This window comes from Paraburkholderia sediminicola (assembly GCF_046026895.1).
Classification (GTDB): Bacteria; Pseudomonadota; Gammaproteobacteria; order Burkholderiales; family Burkholderiaceae; genus Paraburkholderia; species Paraburkholderia sediminicola_C.
In genome coordinates, this window is record NZ_JAQQEU010000043.1 from 26,650 (window position 1) to 46,629 (window position 19,980).

The following is a 19,980-nucleotide window of genomic DNA, read 5'->3' on the forward strand; positions in this document are numbered from 1 at the left end:
CAGGCATCGGTCGCCAGTCCCCGAGTGGCTTCTTTCGGGCGTGTCGCGCGGCGCCGCAGGCGCGGGCGTGGACCGAACTTCATCATAGGCGCTTCCGGGTGCCTGCGTCGTGACGATCCCGCAACCCCATGCCACGAAAGACATCGTCGAACATTACATCAAAAACAGTAACAATCTTTCCTTGCAAAGCCGCTTTTTTGCCGACCTCACAAACAATAGACTCTTTTCAACGGATCGGGACATGGATTCCACCCGATCTCTCAACAATCGAATATTGGAGGTCGTCATGAAATCGCTTCTTTCCGCCGTTGTCGTCGCATCCGCTCTCATTGTTCCGGCAATGTCGTTCGCCCAGCAGGCGAACAACGGTCCGGTGACGCGTGCCGAAGTACGCGCTGAACTCGTGGCCGCGCAAAAGGCGGGCCTCCTGTATCAGAACGACACCGACTATCCGAAGACCGTGCCGCAAGCTGACGCGGTGGTTGCGTCGACGCAGGGTTCGAAGGACGTGGGTGGCGTGAACGCGGGTTCGTCGGCGGCCGGCGCGTCGTCCTCGGTGCAGCAGCGTCTGTTTTCGACCTATCGCGGCCAGTAAGCTGCCAGGCCCCGCGGTGGGCGGAGTAGTTAGTGAAGGCGCGTGATGTGGCAGTAGCAGGTAGAAACGCCCCGGTTGCAATTCGCAACCGGGGCGTTTTTCATTTGCGCTGCGCCATGCACCGTGCGCGCTGCGTCTTGCTCGCCCGCATGTTTGCGGGTTGCGCCGCGCGCAAGCCAAAGCGGGTTGTTCTCCAAAAAAGCGCCAGCCGAGCCAATGCCTCGGCCACGCGACCCGCTATTCAGCAAACGGCAAGCTCTCCTGCCCCACCGCCCGCATCCCGAACACGTTCAGCGTCATTGCCACCAGCGCGTAGTAGCCGAGCAGGCCCACCAGGTTGATCACCACTTGATGCCCGAACCGCTCGACCGCCTTCGCGTACAGCGCGTCCGACACGCGCCTCGTGTCGTACAACTCGCTCGCGAAGTCATGGATCAGCGCGTCGTCGGCCTCCGCGAAGGCCGGGCGCCGTCCCTGCCGGATCGCCTCGGCGTCCGCTTCGGCCACGCCCGCCTCGAGTGCGATCGGATAGTGGATGTACCACTCGGCCTGCGCCTGCCAGCGCGCCGCGGTCACCAGAATCGCCAGCTCCGATAGACGCAGCGGCAAGCCGGTCCGATAGCGGCAGAACGCGCCCAGGCGCTGCGCCTGCTGCGCCAGTTCCGGGCTGTGAATCCAGCCGAGAAACGGCCCGTTCAGATTGCCGCGCGGGCCGGACAGAATTTCGTCCAGCACGGCCTTCTGTTCGGGCGTGGCGTCGGATGGGTCGAAGTGAGGCAAACGCTCGGTCATCATCGTTCGCAGGTTGCGGTTGGGTCGGATGGCTCAGAGGGTGTTCAGCGCGCCGTCGATCGCGTCGGCGAGCCGGCTGACAATCTCGTCGATATCGCGCTCGGTGCAGATGAACGGCGGCGCGAGCAGCACATGATCGCCGGTCTTGCCATCGACCGTGCCGCCCATCGGATACACCATCAAGCCGCGCGCGAACGCTTCACGCCGGATCGCCGCGTGCAGTTTCAGCGTCGCGTCGAACGGCGTTTTGCTCTCGCGGTCCTTGACCAGTTCGACGCCGACGAACAGTCCCCGCCCGCGCACGTCGCCGATATGCGGATGCTGCGCATACAGCTCGTGCAGCCGCCCGCGCAACTGCTCGCCGCGCGCCAGCACGTTCGGCAGCAGCCTGTCATCCGCGATCACGCGCTGCACCTCGAGTGCGGCCGCGCACGCGGTGGCGTGCCCGATATACGAATGACCGTGCTGAAAAAAGCCCGAGCCGCCGACGATCGCCTGGTAGATCCGGTCGCTCACCAGCGTCGCGCCGATCGGCTGATAACCCGCGCCGAGCCCCTTCGCGATGGTCAGCAGGTCCGGCGCCACGCCGTCCTCTTCGCACGCGTACAGGAAACCGGTGCGGCCCATGCCGGACATGATCTCGTCGAGAATCAGCAGCACTCCGTAGCGATCGCACACCGCGCGAATCTTGCGGAAGTACTCGCGCACCGGCGGCACCGCGCCCGCCGTCGCGCCCACCACCGTTTCCGCGACGAACGCGGCCACCGTGTCGGCACCGAGTTCGAGGATCTTCTGCTCGAGTTCGTCGGCAAGACGTTGCGCGAACGCTTCGTCGGTTTCGCCGGCGCGCTGCTCGCGGTACGCGTAACACGGGCTGACGTGATGCGCTTCGATCAGGATCGGCAGGAACGGCTCGCGGCGCCATGCATTGCCGCCGATCGCCAGCGCCCCCAACGTGTTGCCGTGATAGCTCTGACGACGCGCGATGAAGTGGCGGCGCTGCGTCTCGCCCGTCTCGACGAAGTATTGGCGCGCCAGTTTCAGCGCAGCCTCGATCGCCTCCGACCCACCCGACACGAGATACACGTGTTCGAGCCCGGCCGGCGCGCGCGCCACCAGATGCTCGGCGAGTTCCTCGGCGGGCTCCGTCGTGAAGAACGACGTGTGCGCATAGGGCAACTGTTGCGCCTGGCGCTTGATCGCGTCGATCACCCGCTGGTTGCTGTGGCCCAGACACGAGACGGCCGCGCCGCCGGACGCGTCGATATAGCGCTTGCCGGTGGAGTCGATGATCTCGATGCCGTCGCCCGCGACGGCCACGGGCAGCGATTGCTTCGGCGAACGATGAAAGACAGTGGACATGGTCTCAATTCCTGATGGTTGCGCCAACGTGCTCAGGCGCCGGTCGGCTCGCTCGCTGAGCGGGCAATGAAGGTGTCGAAATCGCATTGCCCGCGCCGGAAAACCTTCATCGACACACCCGTGCCGCCGATCTCGAAGAGCGCGCTGGCGAGGGTGTTCTCGTCGTCGGGGTCGAGCGGGTCGTCGCGGTAGATCGGCAAGCCCGATGGCGCGCGATCCTGCAACACGTCGAGCAACGCAGCGGGTTTCAACGGGCTCGCCTGCGCGGGCAGCAATGCGTCGACACGCCGTTGCCGGTCGCGTGACGAATCGGTGACGATTTGCGTCTCGGCTTGGCAGCCCGGATGGATCAGATGATTCGCGTGGCCCGCGAGCGTGGAGACGCTTTGCACGGAACAGCGCCGCGCGCTGGCTTCGACACTGAAGAGCCTCGCGTCGCCCGCGCAGCCGAGCGTGTGATGAAAGCCGCTCGCCGCCGGCGCGGTGCGCAGTATGTGCAGCGCATCGTCGAGCGAGCCGGCGTCGAGCACGGCTCGAGCGAGAAGCATTCGAGGCACGCCGGCGCTGGGCACGCGGATCCGCAGGTTATTGATCGCCTGAACGATACCGGCGCGGCTCGCGGCGAACGTGTGCCCCGGCAGCGATCCGGGGTAATAGAAGCTGACGAAACCGGGCTTGCCGGCAGGTTGAACCTCGACCAGCGCGCAGCAATCGCGCAGAAAAGGGTCGCCGTCCTCGTTGTGCGCGATGAAGCGCCGCTCGCCTTCGACGGCCGCCAGCGTGGTACAGCCGTCCGGCGCGTGATGGATCAGTTCGCCGCGGCAGTTCCACAGAAACACGTCTTGCGCGGACCAGCCCAGACCTGCCGCCATGCCGTCCAGCTCGGTCAGCAGCGCCGGAAAATGCTTCCGGGCCGCGTTGCGCAGCGCCTGCACGAACGGCTCGCCGCGCCACTGCCGCAACGCGCGCCACGCACGGCTTTGCCCCATGTATTCGGCGAATACCGGTCGTGCGATTTCACCCAGCCGATAGCCGATTTCATACGGCTCGCCGCTCACCTGAAAAAGACTCGACTCCTGCTTCGCCGCCACGGCTTGCACCTTTTCAACAATCGATCCGTATTTATACTGTCAAACAACATTTGTTGTCAAACGGTACGACAATGATTCGGGTGGAGAGATCCCGCTGCGCGCCGGACCGCCACCCGGCTAAACCGGGGACCAAACGGGAATGTTCAAGGCACGTAGGCGCCCTTCGCATGCAAGGACTGCTCGGCAACGGCCAGTTGTTCGACGGCGCCCGCGCCTTCGAGTGCGAGCAGATGCGCGACCAGCGATTCAGCGATCGCGGTGGCCGCCACCAGCGACGGAAAGAACGAGGGGCTCTCGTGCGAAAAGATCAGCACCGTGTCGGCGTTCAGCGCGATCGGTGAAACCGCGCTGTCGGTGATCGCGATCAGCTTGCTGCCTTTTTCCAGCGCTGCCTCGGCCACGCGCGCCGCTTCGACCGAATAGGGCGCGAAGCTGATGACGATGGTCGCGCTATCGCGCTCGATCGTGCGCAGCTGCATTTCGAGCGTGCCGGCTTCGCCGTTGAGCAGCGACACCGACGACCGGAACAACCGGTACCCGTACACGAGGCCGAACGCCACCGAGTAACACGAGCGAAAGCCCGCCACATGCACGTGCGGCGCGCGCCGCAACAGCCGCGCCGTTTCCACGATCACGCGGCCGTTATGCGCGGCGGTGACGTCAAGATTGTGTTGCTGCGCGATGAGCAGATCGTTCGCCAGCGCGTCTTTCGATTTGACCAGCGAACGCGCGCGGCTCGTGAGCGGCTCCGGCCGAGTGCGCACGCGCGCGACGAACAGGTTGCGCAATTCGTTCCAGCCGGGAAAACCGAGTTGCTGCGACAGGCGCACGAGCGAGGCCGGTTGCACCTGCGCGCGCTCGGCCACCTTGCGCATGGACGAGACCGCGACCTCGTCGGGATGATCGAGCAGGAAACCTGCTCCCATCTGGAATTGCGGACTCAGTTCGGAAAAACGCGCCCGGATCAGGGCGGCGAGCTGGTCGAAGCTGTCTGGCATGCGAGGGTCCGGGCGAGCCGCCGATAACGATGACAACAAATGTTACCACCCGGCGCCTCGCATTCAACACCATCAGTCGCGTGTTTTCAGCACACTGCTACAGCAGCGCAACCACCCGCACATCGCCCTGCTCGGCCGACGCCACCACCTTCTCGCCGATGCGGCGGAACGTGATCGACACCGCCGAATCGCCTACCCGCAGATCGCCGATTTCGAGCCAGTCGATACCTTCGGGCAGCATCGGCTGTTCGATCAGCACTTCGCGCCGCTCGGCGTCGATCGTGATGCCCAGACACGCTTCGAGCATCATGAACGGCGAGCCCGCCGCCCAAGCCTGCGGCAAACAGGCGACCGGATACGCGGTGGGCGGCTCGCCGCGCCGCCGTGGGAAGCCGCAGAACAGCTCGGGCAGACGCATGTCGAAGTTGACCGCCGCCTGGAACAGCGCCTGCAGCAACCGCACCGCCGCCGCCTTGCCGCCGTACTGCGACAGACCCCGCGCGCACAGCGCGTTGTCGTGCGGCCAGACCGACCCGTTGTGGTAGGCCATCGGGTTGAAGCGCGCCTGGCTCGCGGCCAGCGTGCGCACGCCCCAGCCGGTGTGGAACAGGGTCGAGTCGAGCGCGCGCACCACCGCTTCGCCGCGCTCGCGGGTGGGCAGCCCGAAGGCCAGCAGATGGCCCGCATTCGACGCCATGACGCGGCACAGTTCGCCGTGACCGTCGAGCGCGATGCCGTAGAAGCCCGACTCTTCCATCCAGTACTTTTCTTCGACGCACTGGCGGATCTTCTTCGCGCGCTCGCTGTACCGCGCGGCCGGTTCGCGCAGGCCGCGCAGCTTCGCGAAGTGGGCCATGGTGTCGAACGCGGCGCTCGCATACGCCTGCACCTCGACGAGCGCGATGGGGCCATCGGGGAAGCGCCCGTCGGCATGGAACACCGAGTCGTGGCTGTCTTTCCAGCCCTGGTTCGCAAGGCCGCCGTCCGACTCGCGCTGATAGTCGAGCAGGCCATAACGATTCTTGTCGCAGACGCCCGCGACCCATAGCGCGGCGCGTTCGAGCGCGGGCCACAATTCGCCGATCAGCGCGAGGTCGCCGGTGCGCGCCGCATAGGCGCCCGCCAGCACGATAAACAGCGGCGTGGTGTCGACGCCGCCGTAGTACAGCGCGAACGGCACTTCGCCGGCGGCCGCCATTTCGCCCTTGCGCATCTCGTGCATGATCTTGCCGGGCGCGGCGTCGCGAAACGGCGAATTCTCGCGCGCCTGATGCTCGGCGAGAAAGCGCAGCACGCCCGCGGCGAGTTCCGGTTGCAGCCACAGCGTCTGCAGCGAGGTGATGACGGCGTCGCGGCCGAACGGCGTCGAGAACCACGGGATGCCGGCATACGGGTAGGGGCCGGTCGCGAGATCGGTGGTCAACAGGCCGAGGTCGGCGAGCGAACGGTCGATCCATGCGTTGAACAGCGGGTTGCTCGAACGCACGCGCGCGGTCGCGCGGCGGCGCTCGCGCATCACCAGGTGGGCGTCGACCAGTGCGGCGCGCACCGCCGCGCGGCCCACGCGCGGACGCTCCGCATCGATTTGCGACAGATGGCTTTCGCTCATCGCGTGCACGGGTTGCGAGACGTCGGCGCCGGGCTTGCTCGGGTTCGCGATGACCTGCACCGCCACCGACAGGTAGATCGACACGCACGCCTGAGCGGGCAGCTTGACGGTGTAGTCCGCGCGATCGGCGAACAGCTTGTCGGGCTCGGGAGCGAATGCGATCTGCACGTTGCGCGCCACGTCGTCGAGGCCGACATAGCCCAGCAGCACCTCGCGATTCTCGACCCGCGCCGCTTCGATGCGGCCCTGCTTGTCGCGCTTCAAGCCGCGCACTTCGAACATGTCGCGGAAGTCGCTGGCGAACGAGATGGACAACGGCACGACGGCGTCGCTCGTGCCGTAGTTGGTGAGTTCGATGGCCTCGTTGAGCACGGTGCCCGACAGCACGCGCACGCGCTCGACGTGGATCACACCTTCCGGCGTGCTGTCGCCGCCGAGCGGCGGCAGCGGTCGATTGGTCAGATGCGCGGTGAACGACGTGTTGTCGCTGCTGACGCTGCCCGACAGCAGCGAAGGCGCGCGCCCGCCGAAGGTCAGGCGCAGTCGCGAGAGAACGCGGGTGTCGTTGACGAACAGGCCGTCGTCGTGACCGGTGATGTCGCCGAGCGGATCGTTGACGATGAAGGTGTCGCCCGACTTCAACACGTGCTGCGTGGCGCTTGCGACGTTGAGGTTTTCCGTCGGGATGAATACGCCGTCCGGCTCGGGTTCACGGTGATCGACACCGCCCGTGTGGGACACACCGCCGAGGGCTTCTGGCTGCTGCATCAGGGGTCACTCCTATGGGTTCGCTTGCGCGTACGGTTTGCGTTCAGCTTCACTTTCGGTGGCCGCGTGATGCTGGCCGGTCGCTTCCGATTGTAGAGGGTCTGTCCGCGTCAGACGAACTTATCACAGGGGAGTTTCGGTTTTTTTTGCGAGGCTTTTTGTGAATTTTCCGTGGCACAGGACGTGCAGGGGTTTGTCTTGCGGCGCGGCTAGGCCGGATTGGTTCGCCGTAGAAAAAACCGCCGCGCAGCCACCGGCTGCACGACCGTCTCGACACATCAACGCCGTGCTACCGGCGTCGCCACGCGCTGCGTCTCGCCTACGAACAGCTGACGCGGGCGCCCGATCTTCTGCTCAGGATCGGCAATCATTTCGTTCCACTGTGCAATCCAGCCGACCGTGCGCGCCATCGCGAAGATACACGTGAACATCGCGGTCGGAATGCCCAGTGCGCGCTGCACGATGCCCGAGTAAAAGTCGACGTTCGGGTACAGCTTGCGCGACACGAAGTAGTCGTCTTCCAATGCGATCTTTTCCAGCGCCATGGCCAGCTTGAACAGCGGGTCGTCGTGCAGGCCCAGCTCTTCCAGCACTTCGTGGCAGGTTTCGCGCATCAGCTTCGCGCGCGGATCGTAGTTCTTGTACACGCGGTGGCCGAAGCCCATCAGCTTCACGCCCGAGTTCTTGTCCTTCACCTTCGCGATGAACTCGGGGATGTTGTCGACCGAGCCGATTTCTTCCAGCATGTTCAGCGCGGCTTCGTTCGCGCCGCCGTGCGCCGGGCCCCATAGACACGCGATACCCGCAGCGATACACGCGAACGGATTCGCACCCGACGAACCCGCGAGACGCACGGTCGAGGTCGACGCATTCTGTTCGTGATCCGCGTGCAGAATCAGGATACGGTCGAGCGCGCGCACCAGCACGTCGTTGACCTGGTACTCTTCCGCCGGGTTGGCGAACATCATGCGCATGAAGTTCGCGCTGTACGACAAATCGTTCTTCGGGTACACGAACGGCTGGCCGACGGTGTACTTGTACGCCATCGCGACCAGCGTCGGCAGCTTCGCGATCATGCGGATCGCGGAGACGTCGCGGTGCTGTTCGTTGCTGATGTCGAGCGAGTCGTGATAGAACGCGGACAGCGCGCCCACTGCGGCGACCAGAATCGCCATCGGGTGCGCGTCGCGGCGGAAGCCGCGGAAAAAGAAATGCATCTGCTCGTGCACCATCGTGTGCTGCGTGACGGTGTTCTCGAACTCTTCCTTCTGCTGCGCATTCGGCAATTCGCCCTTGAGCAGCAGATAGCAGGTTTCGAGGAAGTCGGCGTTCTGCGCCAGATTGTCGATCGGATAACCGCGATACAGCAGCTCGCCCTTGTCACCGTCGATATACGTGATGGCCGAATTGCATGCCGCCGTCGACATGAAGCCCGGGTCGTAGGTGAACTTGCCGGTCTGTCCATACAGCTTGCGAATGTCGATCACATCCGGTCCGAGCGAGCCCTGATAGATGGGCAGTTCAACGGTCTGATCGCTGTCCGAGAAGCTCAGCGTTGCGTGTGTCTTCGAGTTCATCTACACGGTCCTTTTACTTTCCTGTCGCACACGTGCCGGCATGCCTGCTCGTCATAGCGTCGTATCGCGCCATGTCGTTTCGTCATGCGCGCAGCGGCATGCCAGGCTCCGCTTCGCATTCTACGGGCCACGGCGTCGTTGATTGCGACGATTGACCGCAACAATGCATCTCGGCTCACGCAACATTCGTTGCCGTTGATTGTCATTGGTTGTCTGCCGCACGCGCCAATGCGCCGCCCAAAGGATGCGCTCTTGACTGGCTTCACCGCATTGCCAGCGAAATGAAAGTTGGGACACTTGTTGCAACAATGTTTTGCGGCGGCCGGACTGCGCGAAGAGAAGCGCATCTGCGATACTGAATTCGTGTTTTGCTTCCCTGCTAACACACTGCTGCATTTGGCCCGCCGCGCTACGGCGGGCCTTTTTAATCAGCCAGAAAAACTGGAAGGACCCGATGAACGCCTCTCTCGAAACGCTATTTCCGGATCACGTGCACGCGGATGACAAAGTCGTCAGTGCGTTGAATCACCAGGACATCGTGGTTGCGTTGTCAGCCGCGCTGAAGTCGCAGGACGTGGCGGTGCTGCACATGCTTTATCCGCGCACCGACGCGCGCACGCACCGCAGTCTCGATACGCTCGTGGACGTGTTGCACGGCCACGGCCTGCATCAAGTGGCGGACCTGGTCGCTCAGGAAGCGCACTATCTGCTGTTCAAAGACCCCGTGAAGGCGTGGAAAGCCTTCCACGAAATTCGCAACGACTCGCTCGCAATCGGCGTGCATCTGTACTATCACGGGCTCGTTGGCGAAGCGGCGGAACTTGCGCTCGACAAGGACGCGCATCGCAAAGGCTGAGATCGCGGCGCGCCATGCTCACGCCTCGCGCGCATTCACCGCCTGAATGAAGCCGTCGACGTAGCGATTGAACGCACCCGGATGCGTGAGGTTCATGCCGTGCGACGCGCCGCGCACCGTCTCGCGGCGCGCATCGGGCAGCCACTGCTGCAGCGCGGCCGCGGTGCGCCGGAACATGTCGGGACTCTTCTCGCCGTCGATCAGCAACACCGGGCAGCGCACTTCGGCCACTTCGTCGGGCACGTACGCGGGCAGCGGATCGTCCAGTTGCAGCGCAAGCGTGTGCGCGTTATCGATCGCCATCCTGCGAAAGCCCGGCGTGCTCATGGCCCAGAAGCCGGGCCGGCTGACCGAATCGACGAACAGTTGCAGGCCGCCTTCCACGTCGCCCGCCTCGATCAGTTGCGCGGCTTTCGCGCGCAGCACGTTGACCGTCGCCGGCACACGCGCGCGCGGCCGCCCGGCAATCTGCAACTGGCCGCCCGGGTCCGCGAGGGTCAACGTACGCAGCCGCCCGGGATGGCGCCGCGCGAATTGAAACGCCACGCTGCCGCCGCGCGAATGCCCGACCACGTGCGCGGGCCCCGCGCCGAAGCGGTCGATGAACTCCGCGACTTCGTCGGCATGCCGGCTCCAGCTGAACGGATGGCCGGGCTGGGCAGCGGCCGCCGGCCAGTAGTGCGTGAGACTCACCGCCACGCAACGGTACTGCTTCGAGAGCCCGTCGAGTTGCGGTTGCCAATAACGGTAGTCGCATAGTGAGCCATGCACGAACAGCAGCAATTCGCCTTGGCCGGCTTCCACATAGGGCATGCGCAGACCGCTTTGCAGTTCGATGAATGACGGGGACGAAGCGGAAGCAGATTGATTCACGGGGGGGTCGCAGACAGCGCGGCGCCACGCGGGTTCGTGGGGTGCCTGCGCGAGAAACGAGTTGGAGATAGCAACCAGGGAAAAACGTGCACGCGTCCTCAGGTTTCGAACGCGATGCGTATTCTCACATAGCCACTAAAAGTGTGCGACGGCGCATCCGGCGCGCGGGTCGCAATGTCGAACTTCAGCGATGGCGCTACCGTTTGCACCTGTCCAGCCGCGATGCCGGTCAGAACGCAGACTCTCGCGACCCGCGCGCCACAACACCCACCCGTGCGCAACCGTCACCGGCAGCATCCGCCAACACTCACTCGTACCCAGCCTCATCGGCCCAACCCGCAGCCGCCGCCACGCCCGCGCCACGCACCGCGCAGGTCAGCGGTTCGTCCGCGACCCGCACTTTGAGGCCGATCTCATTGGTCAGGCGGCGCTCGAGGTTGCCGAGCAGCGCGCCGCCGCCCGTCAGCACGATGCCGTTGTGCGCGATATCGGTCGCCAGCTCGGCGGGCGCCATTTCAAGCCCGCGCTTCACCGCGCCGATCACCTGAAGCAGCGGCCCTTCGATCGCCTCGGCGATATCGTGGTTGCTCAACTGGACCGTGCGCGGCAAACCGTCGTCGGCACTGCGGCCGGTCGCGTTCATGTGTTCGAGTGGCACGTTGCGCAGCGCCGAACCGATGCTTTTCTTCACGTGCTCGGCGGTCTGCTCGCCGAGCAGCACGCCGTACAGATTGCGCACATAACTCACGATCGCCGCGTCGAAGTTGTCGCCGCCCACCCGAATCGAGCCACTATACGCGGTGCCGCCCAGCGCGATCACGCCGACTTCGGTGGTGCCGCCGCCGATGTCGACCACCATCGATCCGGTCGCCTCGGTCACCGGCAAGCCCGCGCCGAGCGCCGACGCCAGCGATTCGCCGATCAGGCTGACCTTCCACGCGCCGGCCGCCTCGGCCGCTTCCTTGATCGCGCGCCGCTCGACCTGGGTCGCCCCCGCCGGCACGCACAGCGTGAATGCCGCGCGCCGGCTGAACAGCGAGCGCGGGCGCGCCATGTCGACGAATTGCCGGATCATGTGCTCGGCGGCGGAAAAGTTGGCGATCACGCCGTGGCGCATCGGCCGAACGGTTTCGAGATTGCGCGGCGCGCGGCCCAGCAGCCGGCGCGCTTCGACGCCCACCGCCGCGACCCGCTTGGGTCCGACCGCCGCCTCTTTCTGAAAGCACACGACGGACGGCTGGTTCAGCACGATGCCGCCGTCGTCGGTATAGATCAGGGTATTGGCCGTGCCCAGGTCCACCGTCACGGAATGACGGAACAGTCGCTCGAAAAGCGGGTAATACGGCGTCGGTCTGGCCATATGGAGGCTCTAATGTCTCGTTATCCGCCCACGCGGGCAGCCTGAAAATGCGCCCCCGGAACTGCGAGCCGCCCAGTACGCCCTGCTGGGCGCTGCGCGGTCCGCGCGGCGGGGCTGATTTTCAAGCTAATGCCCTATTAACGGCAAGCAGATCAGAACCTTTAACGCGCTTTTCAATCCGGGCCGTGTCAGCCGCGCGACAATGCGCCCAGCGTACGTGTGAGCGCCTGCCGGCCGAGCTCCATACCGTCGGCATTGATCGTATGGCCGATGCCCGGCAGCGCGTAGGCGTCGATGCTGTAGCCCGCGTTACTGAATGCGTCGGCGGCATATTCCAGCTCGCCAACCGGAATGACTTCGTCGTCCTCGCCGTGGATCAGCGTGAGCGGCGTGCCGTTCTGCGCGACGATCGCCGACGCGAGCCGCCCCGAATACGCGACGACGCCAGTCGCGCCTTCCGCGCTGGTCGCCACGTGATGCATCGCCATGATCGAACCTTGCGAAAAGCCAACCAGTGCAAGCCGACCGAAAGCAACCTGCCAATGCGCGAGTTCGGCGTCGAGCATGCGGCGCAGCGCCGGATACGCAGCGGCCACGCGCGCCTCGCGATTGCCCTCGGTGACGTCGCGCAGGCTGAACCACTGACGGCCGCCGAAACCGCCGTCGAACGCATCCGTACCGTCGAGCGACGTGAACGCCACATCAGGCAGACTTTCGCTCCAGATGTCGGCGAGCGGCATCAGATCGCGCGCATTGCTGCCGACGCCGTGCATCAGCACGACGAGTCCTTTTGCCGGCGCGCTAATTGGCGCGCGCCGCCAGCCGTGTTCGAATTGCTCCCAGGCCATATCGGTTTCCTTTCTTTCTGCGTTGATTCGTGGTTCGTGGTACCGCACCCAAGCCGCGAGCATACGCCGGCCGCCTCGCTCGCGCCGGCCAGACTGCATCGGCCCGCGACGCCAAAATCCGAATGCAGGTATGCTTTCGCGAGCATTCGACGGGCCCGCTGTCGCGCGCGTCGGGCCCGTGGTAAATAGCACCGCCCTCAGCCCAACCTTCAACCGTCCAAGACGCCCGCAGCATTCCATCTGGAGAGCCGCTTGAGCCAGCCCACCGCCGCGCCCGCTTCCGCGCCGCCCGCGCCACCGCCGCCGCTCGAAGGCGGCAGACTGGTGCTGGCGACCATCGCCGTCGCGCTCGCCACCTTCATGAACGTTTTGGACACGTCGATCGCGAACGTCGCGATTCCGACCATCTCAGGCAACCTCGGCGTCTCGGTCGATGAAGGCACGTGGGTCATCACCGTGTTCGCCGCCGCCAATGCGGTGGCGATTCCGCTGACCGGCTGGCTCACGCAGCGCATCGGCCAGGTGAAGCTGTTCGTCGGCGCGATCCTGGGTTTCGTGCTGGCCTCGTGGCTGTGCGGCATTGCGCCGACGTTGCCGATCCTGCTGCTCGCGCGGATTTTCCAGGGCGCGGTGGCGGGCCCCCTGATTCCGCTGTCGCAAGCGATCCTGCTCGGCTCCTATCCGAAGGAGAAGTCCTCGACCGCGCTCGCGCTCTGGGCGATGACCGCGACGGTCGGGCCGATCGCGGGCCCGGCGCTCGGCGGCTGGATCACGGATCGCTATAGCTGGTCGTGGATTTTCTACATCAATATTCCGGTCGGATTGTTCGCAGCCGGCGTCACGTGGATGATCTATCGCACCCGCGAGTCGCCGACCCGCAAGCCACCCATCGACGTCATCGGGCTCGGCCTTCTGATCGCGTGGGTCGCGTCGTTGCAGATCATGCTCGACAAGGGCAAGGACCTCGACTGGTTCCAGTCGCCGGTGATCGTGGGGCTCGGCATCACCGCGCTGATCAGCTTCGCGTTCTTTCTCGTGTGGGAGCTGACCGAAGAGAATCCGATCGTCGATTTGCGGCTGTTCCAGCAGCGCAACTTTCTCGGCGGCACGATTGCGATTTCGGTCGCGTACGGCGTGTTCTTCGGCAACCTCGTGTTGCTGCCGCAATGGATGCAGGAGTACTTGAATTACCGCTCCGTGGATGCCGGCCTCGTGACCGCGCCGCTCGGCGTGTTCGCGGTGATACTCGCGCCGGTGATGGGTCGCGTGCTGCCGCGCTCGGATGCCCGCGTGATCGCGACGCTCGCGTTCATCGGCTTCGCGATCGTGTTCTACATGCGTTCGAAGTACGTGATCGAAATCGACACGTGGCACCTGGTGATGCCCACACTGCTGCAAGGCATTCCGATGGCGATGTTCTTCGTGCCGCTGACCGCGATCATCCTGTCGGGCCAGCCGCCGAACAGGATTCCGGCGGCGGCGGGCCTGTCGAATTTCGTGCGCGTGTTTTGCGGTGCGGTGGGCACGTCGATCGCGGGCAACGAATGGAACAACCGCACGGTGCTCCATCACGCGAGGCTCACCGAACAGGCCACGGTCAACAATCCCGTGTTCGCCCAGCAGATCGATTCGACCAAGACGCTGCTGCATCTGAATACGCAATCGGCGCACGCGCTGTTCGATTTCACCGTGAACAGTCAGGCCGCGATGATGGGCCTGAACGATATCTTCTTCGTGTCGGCGATCATCTTCATTCTGATCATTCCGTTGATCTGGATTACGCGGCCGGCTAAAGGCGGCGGTGGTCCCGATGCGGCGGGCGCGCATTGAGCGGGGGCGTTGCCTTTTCGCTTTCGCTTTCCTTTCGCTTTCGCCTGCGGTTCTGGTTACTGCCTTTACGCGAACTCGCGCTTGCTGATTCTTTCGCGTGACAGCGCGGCGACAGCCGCGCCGCGTCAACGGAAATAGCGCGCGGGCGTATCGCCGAACGCGTCGCGGAACACCGCGATAAAAGACGACACGTCGTTGTAGCCGACTTCGAGCGCGACCTGCGTGACACTCGCGCCCGCGCCCAGATGTTCGAGCGCGGCCAGCAGCCGCAATTGCTGGCGCCACTGGCCGAAGGTCTGCCCGGTTTCCTTGACGAACAGACGCGCCGCCGTACGAGCCGTGACACCCGCGGCCGTGGCGAGCTCTTCGAGAACCGCGGCGTGTGCCGGATTGGCGCTCAGCGCGTCGGCGATCCGCTGGACGCGCGGATCGCCCGGCCAGTTCAGACGCAGCGGCGCGGCGCGCAAGCCCGGCAGCCGATCCAGCAGCACTTGCAGCAGCCGGTTGGCGGGTTCGTCGAATGGTTGGTCGCGCGGCAGATCGGCGGCTGCGGCCAGCAGCGCCTGCACGAGCGCGTCGGGCACCAGCGCGCCGCTTTGCGCGAGCAGCGGCGCAGCGTCCGCCGATGCATACAACGAATACAGTTGCACGGCACGCCTGGCGCACAGGCAATGCAGCAGATTCGGCACGATCCACACCGCATGCCCGGGCGGCACGACCCATCGTCCGGTCTTGGTGCGCACGGTCAGCACGCCCTCGCTCACGTGAATCAGCCGTGCGCGGTGATAGGCCCGCCACGGTTCGTCCAGCGTCTCGTGACGCTCGCCGACCACGAAGACCGCTTGCTCGACGCCGTCAGGATCGAAGGCTTCCGTCATGGTGTGTGCTGTGCCGCGTTACTTCCACGAAGGCAGCAAGGTTAGCACGCCTCGCCGTCGAACCCTGCCCGGCGGCTCGCCAGCAGAATCGTGGCCTCAACGGCCCATCCGAATTGAACTTTACTCAGCTGTGATACAACTTTCAATTGAAATGTATTCATTTCGCTGACACATTCATTTTTTATTCTTTGTGCCGCTACTCGCCACTGCCCGGGCTTTAGCGTCGTGTTCAGACCAGATCAGATCACCACGTAGATCGATCAACTGTTTTCATGATCAGTATTACTAATTGTCAACCTGACGATGAGATCCCGCCAATGACCCAATTCCTGTTGTATGGCCGTGCCGTAGCGGCCTGCATCGTTCTGAGCTTGTCGCTAACCGCCTGCGGCGGGTCTTCGACAAACCCGTCAAGCGCAGACGCCTCTGCTACCGCCAATCGGGCGTCACCCGCCGCACCTGGCGCCAAGCTGAGTTGCGCGCCCTGATGCCGCGAAGTGCTGTCCCGTGCTCAATCCCTACGTAGCCAAGACCATGAAAAAACTCGATCGACGCAGTTTCCTCACCGGTGCCGCCAAGTCGGCAGGCGCCGCCCTCGCGCTGGGTATGCTGCCGCCCAGTATCACCCGCGCGCTTGCCATTCCAGCTGCGGTAGACACCGGCACCATCAAGGACATCAAGCACATCGTCATCCTGATGCTGGAAAACCGTGGCTTCGATCATTACTTCGGCACCCTGAGGGGCGTACGCGGCTACGGTGACCGCTTGCCGATTCCACTCGAGAGCGGCAAGGACGTGTGGTACCAGCAGGACGCGAGCGGCAACGTGATCCCGCCGTATCACATGGATATGACCGAGGTTAAGGCACTGCAATCGCCCAGCACGCCGCACAGCTTCTCCGATATGCAGGCGGCCTGGAATCAGGGCAAGTCAGGCCACTGGCCCGTTTACAAGACGCCGTACACGATGGGCTATCTTGCCCGCAACGACATTCCGTTCCATTTCGCGCTGGCCGAAGCGTTCACGATCTGTGACAACAACTTTTGCTCGACCACGAGCGGCACGGACCCGAACCGCGTGGTTTTCTTCTCGGGCTCGGGCTTCGATCCGAAGCTGGCGAAGATGGGCATCAACAGCACCGACCGGACCTCCGAACCCAACAATGATCGTTGCTGGATCACCGGCACGATGCCGACGCCGGGCTATACGTATCCGGACAACGCACTCACCTGGCTTTCCCTGCCGTCAGTGCTCGAGAACGCCGGTGTGAGCTGGAAAATCTATCAGGACACCAACGACAACTGGACCGGCGCCATGCACGGCGGGCTGGCTTTCGAAGACTTCCGCACCGCCAAGCCCGGCGATCCGCTGTACGTGAAGGGCCTGACGGACTACTCGATTGCGGACCTGAAAAGCGATGTGATGAGCAACACGTTGCCCGAAGTGTCGTGGATCTTGTGCACGGCAGCCAACTCGGAGCACTCCGGCAACAGCAATCCGGCGATCGGGGCGAACTTCACGGCCGAGGTGCTCGACGCGGTCACCGCCAATCCAGACGTCTGGGCCCAGACCGCATTCTTCCTGACCTACGACGAGAACGACGGCCTGTTCGACCATGTGCCGCCGCCCGCGCCACCCTCGTACAACCTGGACGGCACACTGGCCGGCAAGGCCACGTTCCCGCTGGACGGCGAGTACTTCTCCGATCCGGCGAGAAAGTACCTGAACCCCAACGACACCATCAGCGGCAACGTGCGGCCGTGGGGTCTCAGCGCGCGCGTGCCGATGTACGTCATCTCGCCGTGGAGCAAAGGCGGATGGGTCAACTCCCAGGTTTTCGACCACACGTCGATGAGCCTGTTTCTGGAAAAGCGCTTCGATCTCACTGTCGACGCGGTCAGTCCGTGGCACCGCGCAGTCTGCGGCGACCTGACTTCGTGTTTTGACTTTGTTTCGCCGAACGATCCGGTCTTTCCCAAACTGCCGGATACAACCAACTACCAGACCGTGCTTGCCGCCCAATCCTCACTCCCCATCGCAGCGCCGCCGGCCACGCCGCAGCCGCTGTTCCAGGAGCCGGGCACGCGCTATTCACGTGCGCTGCCCTATGAACTGCATACCAGCGCACGCATCGAAGGCCCCGGTCTCGTCAAGCTGATGTTCAGCAATACGGGCAAGCAAGGAGCAGTGTTCCATGTGTACGACAAGAGTCACCTGGACCGCATCCCGCGCCGATACACGGTCGAAGCCGGCAAGACGCTCGAGGACTACTGGGACGACACGTTAAAGACCGACCAAGGCAAATATGAGCTCTGGGTCTATGGCCCGAACGGCTTCCTGCGCACCTTCGCGGGCAACGCAGTGGCCGCCAGTGCCGCGACCTTCATGCCGGAAGTGCAGGTCTGCTACGACACGGATGCCGGTCAGGTCTACTTGAAGTTGCACAACACCGGTACCGCGGCCGGCACGGTGACGGTGCAGTCCAACGCCTACCGCACCGATGGCCCCTGGCAGATGAAGGTTGCCGCCGGGGATGTCGGCATGCAGCACTGGGAGCTCTCGCGCAGCGGCAACTGGTACGACTTCACCGTAACGGGCGACAACTTCATGCGCCGCTTCTCCGGCCGTATCGAAACGGGCAAGCCGACGGTTAGCGATCCCGCCATGGCACTTCACCTGAGCTGAAGTGGCTGCGGCCGGAGGAGGCGGCATCTGGCTTGCGCCGGCCGGCGGGTCGAGGACATCGCAAACCTCATTCGACTGATCGATATCAATGCGGCGGGTCAACCGAGTTTGCCTCGCCTTTTTGAGGTTCGCCGCTGTCATCAAATCCAGCAGTCACGCTATCCTTGCGGCTGCCTTGTCGGGCCCGGTTGCGATCGCGCGCTGGGCGACCCGAACCGCGCCTCGCGCGGCGTGCCGGAGGCTCGACGGATTTTTTCACAGGAGCTTTGATGAAACCCGCAAAGAAGAGCGCGGCGAGTGCCGAGGCCGCGGCCGGGACGCCAGCGCAGCCGATTTCGGTATCGGCGATTCTGTCGCGCATCGAGCAGCTTTATCCGACCTTCGGCGCCGCCGGCCAGCGCATCGCCGGCTTCATCCGCCAGCACGCGCAGGAAGTGGTGCACATGTCAGTCAGCGAGGTCGCCGAGCGTGTGGGTGCGAGCGAAGGCAGCGTCGTGGGTCTGTGCAAGGCGCTCGGCGCCACCGGCTTTCAGCAGCTCAAGATCGTGCTGGCGCAGGAAATCGTGCGCCCGGTGCAGTTGATCCACGAAGATCTCGAACCCAGCGACCACGCGGCGGCGGTCGTTTCGAAAATCTTCAGCTCGAACGTGCAGGCCTTGCATGAAACCCAGTCCACACTCGACGTGGGCGAACTCGAGCGGGCGGTCGAGGTGATCCGCAACGCCCGCCGCATTGAAATCTACGGCGTGGGCAGCTCGGCGTCGATCGCCGAAGATGCGTACTACCGCATGCTGCGGATCGGGCTGAACGTACGCGCGGTAACCGACCCGCACATCCAGGTCATCAGCGCGTCGCTTTGCGACCCCACCGTGGCGACCCTCACCGTCTCCCACTCGGGCAGCACGCTCGAAACAGTGACGGCAACGCGCCTCGCCAAGGAAGCCGGCGCACACACCATCTGCCTCACGAATTACGGGCGTTCCCCGATTCAGGCCTTTGCCGACATCGTGCTGTTCACCATGGCGCGCGAGACTAAATTTCGCACGGAAGCCATGACGAGCCGTCTCGCGCAACTGGCGATCATCGACGTGCTGATTGCGTGCCTCGCGCTATCGGACTATGAGAAATCGGCGAAAACCATCCGCCATACGTTCGACGTGCTGTCGCTCAAACGATATTGACGGCCGCGGGCAGCGCCGCCAGAGAAGCGGACTACACTTCAATTCGACCATGATTGAAAAATGGGCAGGCAAATAATAGACGTTGGCCACGTCGGCCGAAATTCTGTTCGGTGACTGCGCAGGTTTTACGGACGCTACCCTTTCTTCGTGAGCAGATCGATGGCGCTGGCGTGTGCCAATGCCGGTCCCCTACTGGAGACGACCATGAAAAAGGAAAGAAAGACGGCTCGGCAAATTCTGTCTGAGAACCCTCGCGAGGTGATCTGGGTCGGCCCCGCTGACTCAGTGCTGACGGCGCTGCGTTTGATGGCCGACAAGGATGTCACCACCGTGCTGGTGTTGCACCGCAGCGAGCTTGCCGGCATCCTGTCCCAGCGCGACTACGCCCGCAAGGTCGAACTGGCTGGCCGCAGCGCCGCCGAGACGAAGGTTGGCGAGATCATGACCACCCAGGTGTTGTACGTCACGCCCGAGCACACCTGTGAACAGTGCCTGGCGTTAATGCATACCAGGCGGATCCGGCATCTGCCGGTCATCGATTCCGGGCGGGTGATCGGCGTGCTCTCCAACAGTGACGTCCTCGAGGAACTGATCGACGAGGACGAACATTTCATCAGCATCCTCGAGCATGACATGCTCTACCTGAGCATCGATACCGGCGGCGCCTATTAGACATT

At 64.2% G+C, this 19,980-nt stretch carries 16 protein-coding genes; 6 read left to right on the forward strand and 10 right to left on the reverse strand.

The genetic code is table 11. From position 1 onward, the window contains the following. The first annotated feature begins 286 nt into the window (after window positions 1-286). Window positions 287-595 carry a DUF4148 domain-containing protein gene (locus PQR02_RS25925; RefSeq protein WP_408237974.1) on the forward strand — a complete coding sequence of 103 codons (309 nt, stop codon included), beginning with the start codon at window positions 287-289 and terminating at the stop codon, window positions 593-595. Window positions 596-832: 237 nt separating this feature from the next. Here PQR02_RS25925 and PQR02_RS25930 read toward each other — a convergent pair whose 3' ends face one another. From PQR02_RS25930 to gltA, 6 genes are all read right to left on the reverse strand, one after another. Further along, complete coding sequence (locus PQR02_RS25930) at window positions 833-1,387, reverse strand: carboxymuconolactone decarboxylase family protein (RefSeq protein ID WP_408237898.1); 555 nt, start codon at window positions 1,385-1,387, stop codon at window positions 833-835. A gap of 33 nt (window positions 1,388-1,420) precedes the next feature. Further along, window positions 1,421-2,749 (reverse strand): aspartate aminotransferase family protein, encoded by a 1,329-nt coding sequence (locus tag PQR02_RS25935; protein ID WP_408237901.1) that lies wholly within the window; start codon window positions 2,747-2,749, stop codon window positions 1,421-1,423. A 32-nt stretch (window positions 2,750-2,781) separates the two neighbouring features. Then, window positions 2,782-3,840 carry a C45 family autoproteolytic acyltransferase/hydrolase gene (locus PQR02_RS25940; RefSeq protein WP_408237904.1) on the reverse strand — a complete coding sequence of 353 codons (1,059 nt, stop codon included), beginning with the start codon at window positions 3,838-3,840 and terminating at the stop codon, window positions 2,782-2,784. A 143-nt stretch (window positions 3,841-3,983) separates the two neighbouring features. Next, window positions 3,984-4,838, reverse strand: a complete 855-nt coding sequence (locus PQR02_RS25945; RefSeq protein WP_408237907.1) for a MurR/RpiR family transcriptional regulator — start codon at window positions 4,836-4,838, stop codon at window positions 3,984-3,986. Between the two features lie 97 nt (window positions 4,839-4,935). After that, window positions 4,936-7,215 carry an amylo-alpha-1,6-glucosidase gene (locus PQR02_RS25950; protein WP_408237910.1) on the reverse strand — a complete coding sequence of 760 codons (2,280 nt, stop codon included), beginning with the start codon at window positions 7,213-7,215 and terminating at the stop codon, window positions 4,936-4,938. A gap of 278 nt (window positions 7,216-7,493) precedes the next feature. After that, window positions 7,494-8,792: a citrate synthase gene (gene gltA / locus PQR02_RS25955; protein WP_408237913.1), complete on the reverse strand. Its 1,299-nt coding sequence runs from the start codon at window positions 8,790-8,792 to the stop codon at window positions 7,494-7,496. Window positions 8,793-9,246: 454 nt separating this feature from the next. Here gltA and PQR02_RS25960 point away from each other — a divergent pair, with 454 nt between their 5' ends. Beyond that, the gene (locus PQR02_RS25960; RefSeq protein ID WP_408237916.1) at window positions 9,247-9,648 is read left to right on the forward strand and encodes a hypothetical protein; all 402 of its coding nucleotides are present in this window, start codon (window positions 9,247-9,249) and stop codon (window positions 9,646-9,648) included. A gap of 18 nt (window positions 9,649-9,666) precedes the next feature. Here PQR02_RS25960 and PQR02_RS25965 read toward each other — a convergent pair whose 3' ends face one another. From PQR02_RS25965 to PQR02_RS25975, 3 genes are all read right to left on the reverse strand, one after another. Continuing rightward, entirely contained in the window at window positions 9,667-10,461 is a 795-nt protein-coding gene (locus tag PQR02_RS25965) for an alpha/beta fold hydrolase (protein ID WP_408237977.1), read from the reverse strand. Between the two features lie 367 nt (window positions 10,462-10,828). Further along, window positions 10,829-11,881: a rod shape-determining protein gene (locus tag PQR02_RS25970; protein ID WP_408237919.1), complete on the reverse strand. Its 1,053-nt coding sequence runs from the start codon at window positions 11,879-11,881 to the stop codon at window positions 10,829-10,831. Between the two features lie 188 nt (window positions 11,882-12,069). Beyond that, window positions 12,070-12,729 carry an alpha/beta hydrolase gene (locus PQR02_RS25975; RefSeq protein ID WP_408237922.1) on the reverse strand — a complete coding sequence of 220 codons (660 nt, stop codon included), beginning with the start codon at window positions 12,727-12,729 and terminating at the stop codon, window positions 12,070-12,072. A gap of 252 nt (window positions 12,730-12,981) precedes the next feature. On the opposite strand from PQR02_RS25975, the gene PQR02_RS25980 reads away from it, so the two are divergent. After that, on the forward strand, window positions 12,982-14,559 hold the full coding sequence (locus tag PQR02_RS25980) for a DHA2 family efflux MFS transporter permease subunit (RefSeq protein ID WP_408237925.1): 1,578 nt from the start codon (window positions 12,982-12,984) through the stop codon (window positions 14,557-14,559). A 125-nt stretch (window positions 14,560-14,684) separates the two neighbouring features. Here the strand turns inward: PQR02_RS25980 and PQR02_RS25985 are convergent, their stop codons facing one another. Continuing rightward, window positions 14,685-15,437: an AraC family transcriptional regulator gene (locus tag PQR02_RS25985; RefSeq protein ID WP_408237928.1), complete on the reverse strand. Its 753-nt coding sequence runs from the start codon at window positions 15,435-15,437 to the stop codon at window positions 14,685-14,687. A 534-nt stretch (window positions 15,438-15,971) separates the two neighbouring features. On the opposite strand from PQR02_RS25985, the gene PQR02_RS25990 reads away from it, so the two are divergent. The 3 genes from PQR02_RS25990 (at window position 15,972) to PQR02_RS26000 (ending at window position 19,975) form a co-directional block, all read left to right on the forward strand. Continuing rightward, window positions 15,972-18,122: a phosphocholine-specific phospholipase C gene (locus tag PQR02_RS25990; RefSeq protein WP_408237931.1), complete on the forward strand. Its 2,151-nt coding sequence runs from the start codon at window positions 15,972-15,974 to the stop codon at window positions 18,120-18,122. Window positions 18,123-18,391: 269 nt separating this feature from the next. Continuing rightward, window positions 18,392-19,303, forward strand: coding sequence for a MurR/RpiR family transcriptional regulator (locus PQR02_RS25995; protein WP_408237934.1), 912 nt, complete (start codon window positions 18,392-18,394; stop codon window positions 19,301-19,303). A gap of 204 nt (window positions 19,304-19,507) precedes the next feature. Then, window positions 19,508-19,975: a CBS domain-containing protein gene (locus PQR02_RS26000; RefSeq protein ID WP_408237937.1), complete on the forward strand. Its 468-nt coding sequence runs from the start codon at window positions 19,508-19,510 to the stop codon at window positions 19,973-19,975. Window positions 19,976-19,980: the final 5 nt, after the last annotated feature.